This is a genomic window from Amycolatopsis sp. lyj-23 (assembly GCF_046549135.1).
Lineage (GTDB): Bacteria > Actinomycetota > Actinomycetes > Mycobacteriales > Pseudonocardiaceae > Amycolatopsis.
In genome coordinates, this window is the sequence record NZ_JAJPWN010000005.1 from 520,191 (window position 1) to 533,779 (window position 13,589).

The window sequence follows — 13,589 nt, forward strand, 5'->3', positions numbered from 1 at the left end:
CGGACGGCCGGGTCAGGAGCCCTGGCGCTGCTCGAAGAGGGTCACCCCGACCGGCGGCAGGCCCACGACGCTGGCCATGACCTGGCAGAAGGCCTGCCCGTGCGGCAGCAGCCCGGCGTCCGCGGGCGTCCAAGACGCGCGCAGCTCCAGGTCGTCGGTGCGGGACGGCCCCGAGATGTCGCCGAAGCGGGCCGACGACGTCTCGGTCACCGTGCCGCCGAGGGCCTTCCAGCTCGCCCCGGACACCTCCAGCGCGTCGGTCAGCCACGACCAGCCGACCGCCGGCAGGAAGGGGTCGGTCGCCAGTTCGCGGTCCAGTTCCGCGCGCACGTACATGACGAGGCGCAGCACGCCGTCCCAGCCGTCCTGGCCGTCCGGGTCGTGCAGCAGGACCAGCCGTCCCGAAGCCAGCACGTCGGCGGGCCCGGCGACTTCACAGCTGACCGCGTACGACCACGGCGCGAGCCGCTGCGGCGCCCGCATGGGCTCCAGCAGCACCTCCCGGCGGGGCCGGACGGACTGCAGCGCCGCGACGGCTTCGCGGAAGAGCTCGGGCACTGGCGTCATCGCGGTCACGCACCGACTTTAGGGCGGGCACGCCCTGTTGCGGGCGCAGGCGCGCCGAGAGAACGGCCCCGCCGGGCTCGTGGCACGATTGACGGCGATGTCTCAGACCACGCCCCTGCCGCGCCAGTCCGTCCCGTCCGGCCGCCGCGAGCTGCCCGAAGCCCCGTTCCTGGCCGCCGCGCGCGGCGAGCGCCCGGCACGCCCGCCCGTCTGGTTCATGCGCCAGGCCGGCCGCTCGCTCCCGGAGTACCGCGCGCTGCGCGAGGGCGTGCCCATGCTCGACGCCTGCTTCGACCCCGAAATGCTCGCCGAGATCACGTTGCAGCCGGTCCGCCGGCACGACGTCGACGCGGCGATCCTCTACAGCGACATCGTCGTGCCGCTCAAGGCCGCGGGGGTCGACCTCGACATCGTCCCCGGCACCGGGCCGGTGGTGGCCGAGCCGGTGCGCGACCTCGCCGCCGTGAAGGCGCTGCCGCTGCTGGAGCCGGAGCAGGTTTCGAAGGTCGCCGACGGCGTCCGGCTGCTGGTCGAGCGGCTCGGCGAAACCCCGCTGATCGGCTTCGCCGGCGCGCCGTTCACGCTGGCCAGCTACCTCATCGAGGGTGGCCCGAGCCGCCACCACGAGCACACGAAGGCGCTGATGCACACCTCGCCCGAGGTGTGGCACGAGCTGGCCGGGCGGCTGGCCGACATCGCGCTCACGTTCCTGCGCGCGCAGCTCGACGCCGGCGTCGACGCGGTCCAGCTGTTCGACTCCTGGGCCGGGGCGCTGTCCGAGCGGGACTACCGCGAGTTCGTCCTGCCGCACTCGGCGAAGGTCCTCGCCGGGGTCGCCGGCCACGGCGTGCCGCGGATCCACTTCGGCGTCGGCACCGGCGAGCTCCTGGCCGCGATGCGCGACGCGGGTGCCGACGTCGTCGGCGTCGACTGGCGGATCCCCCTGGACGAAGCCGTGCGGCGCCTGGGCGGGCGCGCGGTCGTGCAGGGCAACCTCGACCCGGCGCTGCTGCACGCCTCCTGGCCGGTGCTGGAGGCGGAGGTCCGGCGGATCGCCGAAGAGGGCAAGGCGGCCGACGGCCACATCTTCAACCTGGGCCACGGCGTGCCGCCGGGCGTCGACCCCGACGTGCTGACCCGGGTGGCCCGGCTGGTGCACGAGCTGTGAAGCGCGTCGCGGTCGTCGGGGGCGGCGTTTCCGGACTGACCGCGGCGTACCGGCTGCGCCGGCTGCTCGGCCCCGGCGCCGAGATCACGGTGTTCGAGAAGACGACGGCACCGGGCGGGAAACTGCGCACGGCCGAGCTCGCCGGCGTGCCGTACGACGTCGGCGCCGAGGCGTTCCTGGTCCGGCGGCCCGAGATGCTCGCGCTGGTCCGCGAGCTCGGCCTCGACGTCGTCCACCCGACGAAGGCCCGGGCCAAGATCCACGCCGGTGGCAGCGTCACCGGGCTGCCGCCGGGCACGGTCATGGGCGTGCCGGCCTCGGCGGAGTCGGTGGCCGGGGTGCTTTCCGAGGCGGGGCGCAAGGCCGTCGAGGCCGAGCCGTCGCTGCCCGGGCTGCGGCTGCCGGGCGGGGACGTGCCGCTGGGACCGCTCCTGCGCGAGCGGTTCGGCGACGAACTGGTGGACCGCCTGGTCGACCCGCTCCTGGGCGGCGTCTACGCGGGCGGGGCCGACGGCCTCGGCCTGCGCGCGACCATGCCGGGTCTGGCCGCGGCGCTGGCGGCGGGCGCGGGCTCGCTGACCGCGGCGGCGGCCGCCCAGCTGCCGGCGAACCCGTCGGCGGCACCGGTGTTCGGCACCGTCCCGGGTGGCCTCGGCACAGTGATCGACCGGCTCACCACGGCGTCCGGCGCCGAGGTGCGGACCGGCCTCCCGGTGTGCGAGCTCGCCCGCCAGGGCACCGGCTGGCGGCTGCGCATCGGCGCGGCCCCGACCGCGCACGCCCCGGCGGACAACGTCGCCGAGGCGGACGCGGTGGTGCTCGCGGTCCCGGCCCCGTCGGCCCGCCGCCTGCTCGCCGACGTCGTCCCGGCGGCTTCGGCGGCGTTCGGCGAGGTCGAGCTGGCCTCGATGGCGGTGGTCGCGCTGGCGCTGCCACCCGGAACGGCGCTGCCCGAAGCGTCGGGAATCCTGATCGGCGCCGGCGAAGGCGACGCATCGGGCAAGCCGTACGCGGCCAAGGCGTTCACGTTCTCCTCCCGCAAGTGGGCGCACTACGGCACCGGCCCGGTCCTGGTCCGCGGCTCGGTCGGCCGCTTCGGCGAGCCGGGCGCACTGCAGTTCGACGACGTCGAGCTGGTCCGCGTGGTCCGCGACGACCTGGCCCGCCTGACGGGCGTGACGGCGGCCCCGGTGGAGACATTGGTGACCCGCTGGGGCGGCGGGCTGCCCCAGTACGGAACCGGCCACCTGGAAAGGGTGGAGCGGATCGAGAAGGCGGTGGCGGAGACCCCAGGCCTGGCGGTGGCGGGAGCAACGCTGCACGGAGTGGGCCTGCCGGCATGCGTGGCGACGGCGGAGACGGCGGCACAGCGGATCGCAGCGCACTTGACCGCCTGAGAAGCCGCTTCGACCGCAGGTCGCCGCCGCCGGCAAGCCGACCCACCAGGCACCCAACGGACCTCGGGAACCCGGCGGCGGCAGCAATCAGACCACCCACCGGCAGCCGAGAGCAGAACGGAACCACAAGAACACCCAGACCCCCCGCAACCCCGATCCGAAGCCAGAACACGGCCGACGGCACCGGGTCAAGGCACGCTTTCCCGCCTTGACGCGGTGTCGTCGGCCGTAGTCACAATCAGGCGTCGGGGTGGCGGCAGACCACGAACAGTCGGAGCCCGTCCTCAGACAGTCGGCTCGCGTACTCGAACAGTCGGCTTGCGTACCCAGGCAGTCGGCTCGCGTACTCAGACAGTCGGCTTGCGTACCCAGGCAGTCGGCTCGCGTACTCAGACAGTCGGCTTGCGTACCCAGGCAGTCGGCTCACGTGCCCACTTGACCGCGTGAGTGCGCTCACCCCGACCCGTGGCGGCGCGCGCGGGCCCGCGGTGACAGGATGGACCCATGGCGCGGGTCAACTACAACGAGCTCAACGACACCATCCGCTACACCACCTGGTCGGTCTTCCGGATCGAACCCGGCAGGCTGGGTGAGGACCGCGGGACCGCCGGCCGCGAGACCGCGGAGTACCTCGACGGGCTCGAGGCCAAGGGCGTCGTCGTCCGCGGGGTGTACGACCTCTCCGCGCTGCGCGCCGACGCCGACTTCATGATCTGGTGGCACGCCGAGGAGATCGAGCAGGTCCAGGCCGCCTACGCCGGGTTCCGCCGGACGCCGCTCGGGCGCGCGGCGACGCCGGTCTGGAGCCAGACCGCGCTGCACCGGCCCGCCGAGTTCAACAAGAGCCACATCCCGGCCTTCCTCGCCGGGGAAGAGGCGCGCAAGTACATCTGCGTCTACCCGTTCGTGCGGTCCTACGAGTGGTACCTGCTGCCGGACGCCGACCGCCGCAAGATGCTCGCCGACCACGGCAAGGAAGCCCGCGACTACCCGGACGTGCGCGCGAACACCGTCGCCTCCTTCGCCCTCGGCGACTACGAGTGGATCCTCGCCTTCGAGGCCGACGAGCTGCACCGGATCGTCGACCTCATGCGGCACCTGCGCGGCACCGAGGCGCGGCTGCACGTGCGCGAGGAGATCCCGTTCTACACCGGCACCCGCGTGCCGCCCGCCGAGCTCGTCGCGGCCCTCCCGTAGTGCGCGACGTCGTCGAGGGCGTCTGGCACGCCACCACGGGCTCGCAGCCGGGCCCCTTCGAGCTGACCGGCGCCGAAAACGTCCTGCCCGGGCCGTACCGGGTCGCGGCCGCCGCCACCGCGTCCGTCGCCGCGGCCACCCTGGCGGCCGCGGAACTGCTGAAGGTGCGCGGCATCGAGCCCGGCGTCGTCACGGCCGACACCCGGCACGCGGCCGCGGCGTTCCGCAGTGAGCAGCTGCTGCGCGTGGACGGCGTCGGCGCGGAGTCCGTCTGGGCGCCGTTGTCGGGCGACTACCGCACGGCCGACGGCTGGGTGCGCCTGCACTGCAACTACCCGCGCCACGAAGCGGCGGTGTGCTGGGGCCTGGGCGTGCCGGCGACCCGCAGCGCGGTCGAGAAGGCGATCGCCGGGCGGAGCGCGCGGGAGGTCGAGCACGCCGTCGTCACCGCCGGGGGAGCGGCCGCCGAGCTGCGGTCGCCCGAGGAGTGGGCGGCGCATCCCCAAGGGGAAGCGGTGGCCTCGCTGCCGCTGGTCTCTCTTTCGCCGCTGGAGCCGGCGCCGAAGCGGACGTTGTTCTATTCGGACCGCCCGCTGGGCGGCATCCGGGTGCTGGAGCTGACGCACGTGCTCGCGGGCCCGGTGGCCGGCCGGGTCCTGGCCGCGCACGGCGCCGACGTGCTGCACATCGGGGCCGCGCACCTGCCGCGGGTCGAGGCGCTGGTGCGGGACACGAACCAGGGCAAGCGCTCGGCGTTCGTGGCCCTGGACACCGAGGGCGGCCGCGCCCGGCTGAAGAAGCTGATCAGCCGGGCGGACGTGCTGGTCCAGTCGTTCCGGCCGGGGGCGCTGGAGCGCATCGGCGTCGGACCGGCGGAGCTGGCTTCGCTGCGGCCCGGCCTGGTGGTCGCGGACTTGAGCGCGTACGGCTGGGAGGGCCCGTGGGCGCGCCGGCGCGGGTTCGACAGCCTGGTCCAGATGTCGAGCGGGATGGCGTTTTCGGAGGACGGGCCGTCCCCGCTGCCGGTCCAGGCGCTGGACCACGCAACGGGCTGGCTCACGGCGGCGGCCGTGATGACGGCGTTGCACCGCCAGGTCACGGACGGCGGCACCTGGCGCGCCCGGCTGTCCCTGGCGGGCACGGGCCGATGGCTGGATTCGCTGGGGCGCAAGGATCCTGCGGCGGTGGACGTCGAGTACGGGGACCTGCTGGAGGAGGCGGACAGCGGGTACGGCCGGCTGACGCGGGTCCGGATGGCGGGCGGGTTGCCGGGGGCGGAGCCGCACTGGGAGTTCGGGACGCGGGTGCCGGGAGTCGACAAACCGACCTGGACGCCCTGAGTCTCCTCGGTCCGGTTTCGATCGGGAGCCGGGGACGCTGTGGGCGAAGACGAGGCCGAACGTCACGTGGTCGACCGGACCTGAGCCGTTCGACGGCCTTGAGGTACAGCTCGGTCAGGCCGTCCGGTCTGCCAAAGCCGCCAAGCCGACAGCAGACGGGGGCTGCGTCGAGAGATCGATCCTCGGTTTTGCAGGCCAACAACCGGCCCGGCCGCCTGAGTCAGAACCCACCCGCCCTTGGGGGCGGCCCCGGTTCCAGTCTACCGGCCCCCGCCGACAAAACCCCTGGCCACGACGTGGTTGTCCACAACCCGAGGGCCCTGTGGATCACCGGCGCCGAAGGTGATCCATCGTGTGCAAACGTCGGGGACGCCTGGAGCGGATCACCGCCGCCGCAAGCAGTCCACCAGCCGGCGCTTCGGTTTCGGCAGGTGCCCGCCTTCGATCAGCCACGTCACGAACTCGTCCGCATACGCCCCCGACCGCTCCTCCGCCCTCTTCGGCCGGCTCGCGTTGAACGACGCGAACAACGGCCCGTACCGCTCGCCCAGCGCCTCCGCCACCTCCGGCCGCTGGTACGCCAGCACCCGTCCGTGTTTCCGGCGCAGCACCTGGGCCTCCACCCGCAGGCGGGCCGGGTCGAAGCCCTCCGGTGGTGGGCCGTCGGCCAGCAGGGCCTGCAGCAACTCCGCCTGGCGGCGGGCCAGCTCCTCGCGGCTCATCGCGTCACCGCCGTCCGCAACGCCGCCAGTTCCGCCGCCAGCTCCGCGTCGCTCGGGTAGTCGTCGTCGCGTTCCAGCAGGACTCCCGGTGGGTCCGTGCGGCGGCGCAGCTCCGTCAGCAACGCCAGCACCTCCGGCAGCACCGGGTGGGCGTGCGTGTCGTGGTAGACGCCGTCGCGCTCGATGCCGCCCGCCATGTGCACGTACGCCAGGCGCTCCCACGGGATCCCGTCCAGGAACGCCGCCGGGTCGGTGCCGATGTTGCGCGCGTTGGCGTACAGGTTCGCGACGTCGATGATCAGCCGGCAGCCGGTCCGCTCGGTCAGCTCGGTGAGGAACTGCTCCTCGGTCAGCTCCGCGTCCGGCCAGTCGAGCACCGCCGCGATGTTCTCCAGCGCCAGCGGCACGTCCACGATGGACTGGGCGAGCCGCACGTTCGCCACCAGCACGTCCAGCGCCTCCCGTGTGCGGGGCAGCGGCATCAGGTGCCCCGAGTCGAGCCCGCCCGCGCGGACGAAGCACACGTGGTCGCTGACCAGCGGCGCGTCCAGCGCCCGCGCGATCTCCGCGAGGTGCTGGACGCGGCCGGTGTCCAGCGGCTCGGCCCCGCCGAGGGACAGCGACACCGCGTGCGGCAGCACCGGCAGTCCCCGCTCGCGCAGCGCCACCAGCGTCTCCGGCAGGTGGTCGGCGTGCAGGTTCTCGGCCACGACCTCGACCCAGTCGACGCCCGGCAGCCGCGCGATGGACAGGTCGAGCTCGTGCCGCCAGCCGATCCCGATGCCCAGCTCACCCACCGCAGCCCCCGCCACCGCAGCCGCCGCCGCACGACGAACCGCTGCTGCAAGACGAGCTCGAGCACGACGACCCGCTGCTGCAGGACGACCCGGACCCGGACGAGCCACCGCCGCCGAACGAGGTCACCGGTGGCGCCAGCGCCGTGCTCAGCTCCTCGTCCGGGTACATCGCCCAGCCGCCCAGCGCCACCGCGGCCGCCGCGCCGCCGAGCAGCACGCCGCCGGCCAGCATCCCGGCCGGTACCGGCCCGCTCGCCGCGGCCCGGGCCTGGCCGAGCAGGCGGTGCCCCGCGGCCGACGGCTGCCGCGCGCCCGTCTTCGCCCGGCGGACCGCCGCCACGATCGCCAGCACCGCCGCGACGAGGACCAGGAACACCAGGATCCCCACCGGGCGGCCGAGGGAGATGCCGTTGACCAGCCGCGCCACGCCGAACGCCAGCACGGCCAGCTGCAGCACCAGCCCGAACGTCCGCGCCTGCCGCTTGGCCGCCGCCGAAGCCAGCAGGCCGCGCTGGTCGAGGCCCTCCTCCAGCGCGCGCATCGCCGCGGAGCCGCGGACGGACGTCCGGATGGTCGCCGTCGTCTTCGACTTCGCCACGTCGAAGACGGCCCGCTCCAGCGGCTCGGCCGGCCGGTTCGCGGCCCGGCTGATCTGCTTGTGGCTGTTGACGCGCAGCTGCCCGCGTTCCACCAGCGCCGCGATCGCCGCGTCGGTGGCCCGGTCGGGGCCGCCGGCGAGGAAGGCGAGCTGGTAGACCGTCGGCGGCGGCCCGGCCGTCGCCGCGTCCGCCCGCATCGCCCGGCTGTTCACGATCCCGGACACGACGACCCTGACCAGCAGGACCGCGCCGAGCAACGCGATGTAGAGGACCACGAAATCCGGTCCGGAAATGCCCCACGGGTCGTCCATCGCCCGTCTCCCCTCAGTTCGTCGCGGTTACCGTAGCTGTCTGACGCACGCGGTGGCGTCGGCGTTTCAACCGCCGCAACCTCCGCCGCCGCCGCCTCCTCCGCAGGAGCTGCCGCCCCCGCCGCACGAGCTGCCGCTGCTGCACGAACCGCCGCCGTAGTAGCCGGCGCCCGCGCCGCCGGCGGCCGCCCACCGGCTGCTGCGGGGACGGCGGTACACCTGTGCGGCCGCCTGCTGCACGGCCCGGCCGACGGCGAGCCGGACGTCCTTGTCGGGGTGCGCGCCCAGACCCTGTGACGCGACGGTGCCGACCGCGCCGGCCGTGAGCGTGCCCGCGCGGCGCACCTTCTCGAGGGCGGCGCGGCCCGCGGCGGTGATCTTGACCGCCGGCCGGTTCAAGGCGCAGACGGCGGTGACGATGAGCGCCACGGACGTCACGACCAGCAGCAGGATCAGGTAGCCGACCGGGTGGCCTGCGGCCGACCCAGCGCCCAGGCGGACCGCGCCGACGACGCCCAGCAGGCCGTACGCGACCGCCATGACCGCCCAGATCCGCCGGACCGCGCGGACGTCGGTGAGCAGGCCGCGCGCGGCCAGCCCGGCCTCGAGCCCGGCCACCGACGCGTGCTGCACGACCTCGTCGCGCACCCGGGCGACGGAGGTGCCGGACTTGCCGACGCGCGCGAGCGCGGCGCGGCCGAGCTCGTCCGGCGCCGTGCCGCGGACGCGGTGCAGCTTGCCCGTGCCGTCGATGCGGACGAACTCGCGCTCCAGCAGCGACGCGACGACGAAGTCGGCGAGCCGGTCCCGCCCACCGGCCAGCAGCGCGAACTCCTCGGGCCGCTCCGGCGCCTGGCCGGCCTCCCCTTGCGAGATCCGCCTGCCGCGCACGACGCCGTACAGCCCCACCGCCAGCAGCGAGCCCAGGTAGAGCCCCGTGAACACCGGTCCGGGAATGCCCCAGGTGTCGGTCATGAGTCCGCCCTCCCTCGTCCGTGTGCGGAGACTACGTTCGAGGGAGGGCGGCAGGTTGTCCGCTTAAGGAGGATTTAGGCTGTTACGGCTGGGGCACCAGTTTCAGCGAGATCGAGTTGATGCAGTACCGCTGGTCGGTCGGGGTCGGGTAGCCCTCGCCCTCGAAGACGTGCCCGAGGTGGCTGTGGCAGGAGCCGCAGAGCACCTCGATCCGCTTCATGCCCATGGTGCGGTCTTCGCGCAGCAGCACGGCGTCGGAGTCGGCCGGGTCGTAGAACGACGGCCAGCCGCAGTGGCTCTCGAACTTCGTGTCGCTGCGGAAGAGCTCGGCACCGCAGGCGCGGCACTCGTAGACGCCGGTGGTCTTGACGTCGGTGTACTCACCGGTGAACGGCCGTTCGGTCCCCGCCTGGCGGAGCACGGCGTACTCGTCGGGGCTGAGCTGCGCCCGCCATTCCTGCTCGGACTTCACGACGCGCGGGGTCGCGCCGACAACGGGTTTCATACCTTTCACCCGATCCACGTTACGCCGCGAGCCAGGCGAGGGCGTGCACGACGATGTCCCATGCGGTCACGATCACGCCCAGCACGATGAGGACCACGATCAGGGCGGCCACCCAGTACCGGAGGCCGCCGAGCCGGTTGCTGGAGTCGGCGAAGTCCGCGACGCCGTCGAGGGCGGCTTCGATGGTGAAGTTCGGACCGCAGCGCTCGATGCGGTCGAGGTGCTCGGCGAACGCCCGCGCCTCCGGGTCGTACGGGTCCAGGCCGACCAGGTCCTCGTGGAAGCGAGGATTCTGGCCCGGCAGCGAAGCTCCGTCGTCGGCCATGCCACCACGGTAGGCCATCCGCGCCGTTCAGCCCACCGGACGCGCGTTACGTCTCAGTTGCTCGAACCGGTGGAGCCGAGCCGCGTGTCCGCGTCGATCAGGGTCCGGCCGCCGACGTTGACCAGCCGGAAACCGGGCCGGCTGCCGCCGACGTTGACGTTCATGACGAGCGAGCCGTCGGATTCGGTGCCGCCCGAGTCGGCGTGCGCCTTGTTCGGCCCGTTGATGTTCTTCTTGTTCTCGGCCCAGTACGCCTGGTACCGCTCTTGGTCGCCGTACACCTGCTGGGCGGCCGGGGTGAGCATGTCCCAGTGGGCGGCCGGGTCGCTGAAGTAGTCGATGACCAGCTGACCGGCCGTGCTGAAGTTGGTGACCGGCGTGTCCGACGGCGTCCTGCCGAGGCTCGCGGGCACGTTCGTCCCGCTCGTCTTGCCGGTGCTGGGCACGGTCTTGTTCGTCGTCGGCTGGCTCCCCGGCGACTGGGCGATCTGGTTGCCGCCGGAACCGCCGTTGCCCGAGTTCAGGACCAGGAACACGATCACCGCGACCACGACGACCGCCGCGCCCGCTCCGGCGAACAGGGCGTACTTGCGCTTGTTGTCCGGCTTCGGGGTGTTCGACGAGTACTGCGGGGCCCTGGCCGTCGGCGCGGCCGCGGGCACCGGTCTGGGCGGGGTGTTCGGCGGGGCGGCCGGGGACCGCATCGGCATGAACGCCGCCGTCGGACGCGGCGGGTTCGCCGGGGCCTTGCTCGACGCGGCCTTGCTCGACGGCACGGGTGTGCCCACCGGCGGGGAGGACGGCGCCTTGCTCGCGGTGCGCTGCCACGGCGGCCGCTCGCCGTCGTCGGTGGCCGCGGGGGCGGCGGGCTGGCGGCCCCCGCCGCCGGAGAGCAGCGGCGGCGACGCGGTCATGCCGCCCGGCTCGGTCCGGGCCAGCGCGGCCAGCCGTTCGCGGGCCTCGGCCATGCTCGGCCGCTCGCCCGGCTCGCTGCGCAGCAGGCTCATCAGCAGCGCGGTGGCCGCGCCCGCCTGCACCGGCGGGTTGATCTGGCCGTTCGCCGCCGCGTAGAGCAGGGCGAGCTGGTTGGTCGTGTTGCCGTACGGCGTGGTGCCCTCGATCGCCTGGTAGAGGGTCGCGCCGAGGGCGAAGACGTCGGAGCTGGGCACCGGGTCGGCGCCGCGGGCGAGCTCGGGCGCCAGGTACGCGGGCGTGCCGCCGATCAGGCCGGTCGCCGTCAGCGTCATGTCGCCGGCCGCGCGCGAGATGCCGAAGTCGGTGATCTTCGCGGTGCCGGTCTCGTCGATGAGGATGTTGCCCGGCTTGACGTCGCGGTGCACGATGCCGGCGCGGTGGGCGGCCACCAGCGCGGAGGCGACCTGCTCGCCGATCCGGGCGACCCGCCCGAGCGGCAGCGTGCCCTCTTCGGAGAGGATCGTGGAGAGGCTGGGCCCGTTGAGGTACTCCATCACCAGGCACGGGTCGCCGTTGTGCTCGGCGATGTCGAAGACGACGATGGCGTTCGGGTGCTGGAACCGGGCCGCGTTCTTCGCCTCGCGCATCGCGCGCTGGCGCATGTTGTCGCGTTCGGTCTCCGAGACGCCCGGCTGCGGCAGGATCTGCTTGATCGCGACGGTGCGTTCGAGGCGCACGTCGGTGGCGCGCCACACGACACCCATGGCACCGCTACCAATGTGCTCGACGAGGCGGTAGTGCCCCGCGATCAGCTGACCGGTGTCGATGGCGACTGCTCCTGACGAAATTCCCGGTGGTGGTGGCCCTGCTCAGCGCGTTACCGCTTCGCGCACCCGATCGAGTGTAGCGGTCGGCCGCGCCGGAGTTCGCGTCAGCCAGCCGGTCCGGCGGGCTGCGGTTCGGCGGGTGCCCGCTTCTTGAACACCTTGACCAGGCCGATCGCCCCGGCCAGCGCGAACACGCCGTAACAGGCGAGCAGCGCGGGCGGCGTGTCACCGGTCAGGGCGTCGCCGAGGACGACCACGGCGACCGTGCCGGGCACGCTCCCGAGCAGCGTACCGGCCAGGTAGGGGACGAGCCGCACCGAGGACACCCCGCAGAGGTAGCTGAACGGCGCGAAGGGCACCACCGGGATCAGCCGCAGCGACGTGATCGCGAGGACGCCGCCGCCGGCCAGGCGGTCGTTGACCGTCCGCACCGCGGACCGGTGCAGGTGCCGGGTGACCAGGTCGCGGCCGAGCAGGCGGGCCAGGCCGAAGGAGATGGCCGCCGCGATCGTGGTGGCGACCAGGCCGATGGCGATGCCGGCCGCGGTGCCGACGAGCAGGCCGGCGGCGAGGTTGAACACCGTTCGCGGGACGGGCGCGACGGTCAGCAGCGAGTACGCGACGAGCAGCAGGAGCGGGGTGGCGGGCCCGGTGGCGGCGGCCCAGGCGCGCAGTTCGGCCGGCCCCGGGATCGGCAGCAGCACCGCGGCCGCCGCGAAGACGGCGAGCACGGCGAACGCGACGATCACTTTGGTGCGGCCGGACACCCGCTCCAGCCTACCGGCCGGGCTGCTTGCCGCTAGCGTGGCCGCATGCCCAAGCACGGTGACCCGGTCGAGTACGAGGTCGGCGGCCGCACGGTCCGCGTCACGAACCCCGACAAGGTGTACTTCCCCCAGCGCGGCATCACGAAGCGGCAGGTGGTGGAGCACTACATCACGGTGGGCGGCCCGCTGCTGCGCGCGATCGGCGAGCGGCCGACGACGCTGAAGCGGTACGTCGACGGCGTCGAGGGCGAGTGGTTCTACGCCAAGCGCGTGCCGAAGGGGGCACCTTCGTGGGTGTCGACGGCGGAGATCACGTTCCCGTCGGGCCGCAAGGCCGCGGAGGTGTGCCCGACCGAGCCGGCGGTGTTCGCGTGGGCGGCCAACCTGGGCACGTTCGACTTCCACCCGTGGCCGGTCCGCCGCGCCGACGTCGACCACCCGGACGAGCTCCGCATCGACGTCGACCCGCCGGACCGCGCGGGCTTCGCGGACGCGGTCGAGGTGGCGCTGGTGGTCCGGGACGTCCTGGCGGACGCGGGCCTGACGGGCTGGCCGAAGACGTCCGGCGGGCGCGGGGTGCACGTGCTGGTCAGGATCCGGCCGGAGTGGGACTTCGTCGCGGTCCGGCACGCGGTGATCGCACTCGGCCGCGAGGTCGGGCGCCGGATCCCGGACAAAGCGACGATCTCCTGGTGGAAGGAGGAGCGCGGCGGCCGCGTGTTCCTGGACTACAACCAGGCGGCCCGCGATCGGACGGTGGCCTCGGCGTGGTCGGTCCGCGGGACCCCGCGCGCGACGGTGTCGACGCCGCTGACGTGGGACCTGCTAAGCGAGGTGGACGCCGACGACTTCGACGTGCTGACGATCCCTGCGTTCCTCGAGGAGCACGGCGACCTGCACGCGGGCATGGAGGAGACGCCGTTCGGCCTGGAGACGGCGCTGGAGTGGTACGAGCGGGACCTGCGGGACCACGGTCTGGGTGAACTGCCGTACCCGCCGGACTACCCGAAGATGCCGGGGGAGCCGAAGCGGGTCCAGCCGAGCAAGGCCCGGCCCGAGTGATGGTTCCCGGGTAACAAAAACCACGGCGGGCGCGAAAATGTTCAGCCGAGCTGCGCCGAATGCCCCAACCGCGGGACGGCGAGTGATCACCCAAGCGCCCGCTGTCGCCTTTCGG

General features: G+C 73.7%; 14 protein-coding genes. 5 read left to right on the forward strand and 9 right to left on the reverse strand.

Features of this window, described 5'->3' with window-relative positions; all coding sequences use genetic code 11:
• Window positions 1-12: 12 nt before the first annotated feature.
• Window positions 13-576, reverse strand: a complete 564-nt coding sequence (locus ACLJPY_RS15045; RefSeq protein WP_410588967.1) for a DUF3000 domain-containing protein — start codon at window positions 574-576, stop codon at window positions 13-15.
• An 88-nt stretch (window positions 577-664) separates the two neighbouring features.
• On the opposite strand from ACLJPY_RS15045, the gene hemE reads away from it, so the two are divergent.
• The 4 genes from hemE to ACLJPY_RS15065 all read left to right on the forward strand — a co-directional run bounded on the left by hemE (window position 665) and on the right by ACLJPY_RS15065 (window position 5,669).
• Entirely contained in the window at window positions 665-1,735 is a 1,071-nt protein-coding gene (gene hemE / locus ACLJPY_RS15050; protein WP_410588969.1) for a uroporphyrinogen decarboxylase, read from the forward strand.
• A complete protein-coding gene (gene hemG / locus ACLJPY_RS15055) occupies window positions 1,732-3,132 on the forward strand; it encodes a protoporphyrinogen oxidase (RefSeq protein ID WP_410588970.1) in 1,401 nt (466 codons plus the stop codon). The genes hemE and hemG overlap by 4 nt, the downstream gene beginning before the upstream one ends.
• Window positions 3,133-3,636: 504 nt before the next feature.
• Complete coding sequence (gene hemQ, locus ACLJPY_RS15060; RefSeq protein ID WP_410588971.1) at window positions 3,637-4,329, forward strand: hydrogen peroxide-dependent heme synthase; 693 nt, start codon at window positions 3,637-3,639, stop codon at window positions 4,327-4,329.
• Window positions 4,329-5,669, forward strand: coding sequence for a CoA transferase (locus ACLJPY_RS15065; RefSeq protein WP_410588973.1), 1,341 nt, complete (start codon window positions 4,329-4,331; stop codon window positions 5,667-5,669). Before hemQ ends, ACLJPY_RS15065 begins: the two co-directional genes overlap by 1 nt.
• Before the next feature lie 383 nt (window positions 5,670-6,052).
• On the opposite strand, the gene ACLJPY_RS15070 is transcribed toward ACLJPY_RS15065, so the two are convergent.
• The 8 genes from ACLJPY_RS15070 to ACLJPY_RS15105 all read right to left on the reverse strand — a co-directional run bounded on the left by ACLJPY_RS15070 (window position 6,053) and on the right by ACLJPY_RS15105 (window position 12,412).
• Window positions 6,053-6,391: a hypothetical protein gene (locus tag ACLJPY_RS15070; protein ID WP_410588974.1), complete on the reverse strand. Its 339-nt coding sequence runs from the start codon at window positions 6,389-6,391 to the stop codon at window positions 6,053-6,055.
• Entirely contained in the window at window positions 6,388-7,188 is an 801-nt protein-coding gene (locus ACLJPY_RS15075) for a DUF692 domain-containing protein (protein ID WP_410588975.1), read from the reverse strand. The genes ACLJPY_RS15070 and ACLJPY_RS15075 overlap by 4 nt, the downstream gene beginning before the upstream one ends.
• The gene (locus ACLJPY_RS15080) at window positions 7,181-8,098 is read right to left on the reverse strand and encodes a TIGR04222 domain-containing membrane protein (protein WP_410588977.1); all 918 of its coding nucleotides are present in this window, start codon (window positions 8,096-8,098) and stop codon (window positions 7,181-7,183) included. The genes ACLJPY_RS15075 and ACLJPY_RS15080 overlap by 8 nt, the downstream gene beginning before the upstream one ends.
• 66 nt (window positions 8,099-8,164) lie before the next feature.
• Window positions 8,165-9,073: a TIGR04222 domain-containing membrane protein gene (locus ACLJPY_RS15085; RefSeq protein WP_410588978.1), complete on the reverse strand. Its 909-nt coding sequence runs from the start codon at window positions 9,071-9,073 to the stop codon at window positions 8,165-8,167.
• 82 nt (window positions 9,074-9,155) lie between these two features.
• Window positions 9,156-9,578 (reverse strand): peptide-methionine (R)-S-oxide reductase MsrB, encoded by a 423-nt coding sequence (gene msrB / locus ACLJPY_RS15090; RefSeq protein WP_410588979.1) that lies wholly within the window; start codon window positions 9,576-9,578, stop codon window positions 9,156-9,158.
• 19 nt (window positions 9,579-9,597) lie between these two features.
• On the reverse strand, window positions 9,598-9,903 hold the full coding sequence (locus ACLJPY_RS15095; protein ID WP_410569727.1) for a hypothetical protein: 306 nt from the start codon (window positions 9,901-9,903) through the stop codon (window positions 9,598-9,600).
• Between the two features lie 53 nt (window positions 9,904-9,956).
• Window positions 9,957-11,630 carry a protein kinase domain-containing protein gene (locus ACLJPY_RS15100; RefSeq protein WP_410589220.1) on the reverse strand — a complete coding sequence of 558 codons (1,674 nt, stop codon included), beginning with the start codon at window positions 11,628-11,630 and terminating at the stop codon, window positions 9,957-9,959.
• A gap of 119 nt (window positions 11,631-11,749) precedes the next feature.
• Window positions 11,750-12,412, reverse strand: coding sequence for a TVP38/TMEM64 family protein (locus ACLJPY_RS15105; protein WP_410588980.1), 663 nt, complete (start codon window positions 12,410-12,412; stop codon window positions 11,750-11,752).
• 45 nt (window positions 12,413-12,457) lie between these two features.
• Here ACLJPY_RS15105 and ACLJPY_RS15110 point away from each other — a divergent pair, with 45 nt between their 5' ends.
• Entirely contained in the window at window positions 12,458-13,474 is a 1,017-nt protein-coding gene (locus tag ACLJPY_RS15110; RefSeq protein ID WP_410588981.1) for a DNA polymerase domain-containing protein, read from the forward strand.
• Window positions 13,475-13,589: the final 115 nt, after the last annotated feature.

Excerpts from the sequence above, each read along its gene's own strand:
- ACLJPY_RS15080 (WP_410588977.1), bottom strand. The coding sequence starts at position 8,098 with ATGGACGACCCGTGGGGCATTTCCGGACCGGATTTCGTGGTCCTCTAC.
- hemE (WP_410588969.1), top strand. The coding sequence starts at position 665 with ATGTCTCAGACCACGCCCCTGCCGCGCCAGTCCGTCCCGTCCGGCCGC.
- ACLJPY_RS15070 (WP_410588974.1), bottom strand. The coding sequence starts at position 6,391 with ATGAGCCGCGAGGAGCTGGCCCGCCGCCAGGCGGAGTTGCTGCAGGCC.
- hemQ (WP_410588971.1), top strand. The coding sequence starts at position 3,637 with ATGGCGCGGGTCAACTACAACGAGCTCAACGACACCATCCGCTACACC.
- ACLJPY_RS15095 (WP_410569727.1), bottom strand. The coding sequence starts at position 9,903 with ATGGCCGACGACGGAGCTTCGCTGCCGGGCCAGAATCCTCGCTTCCAC.
- ACLJPY_RS15085 (WP_410588978.1), bottom strand. The coding sequence starts at position 9,073 with ATGACCGACACCTGGGGCATTCCCGGACCGGTGTTCACGGGGCTCTAC.
- msrB (WP_410588979.1), bottom strand. The coding sequence starts at position 9,578 with ATGAAACCCGTTGTCGGCGCGACCCCGCGCGTCGTGAAGTCCGAGCAG.
- ACLJPY_RS15110 (WP_410588981.1), top strand. The coding sequence starts at position 12,458 with ATGCCCAAGCACGGTGACCCGGTCGAGTACGAGGTCGGCGGCCGCACG.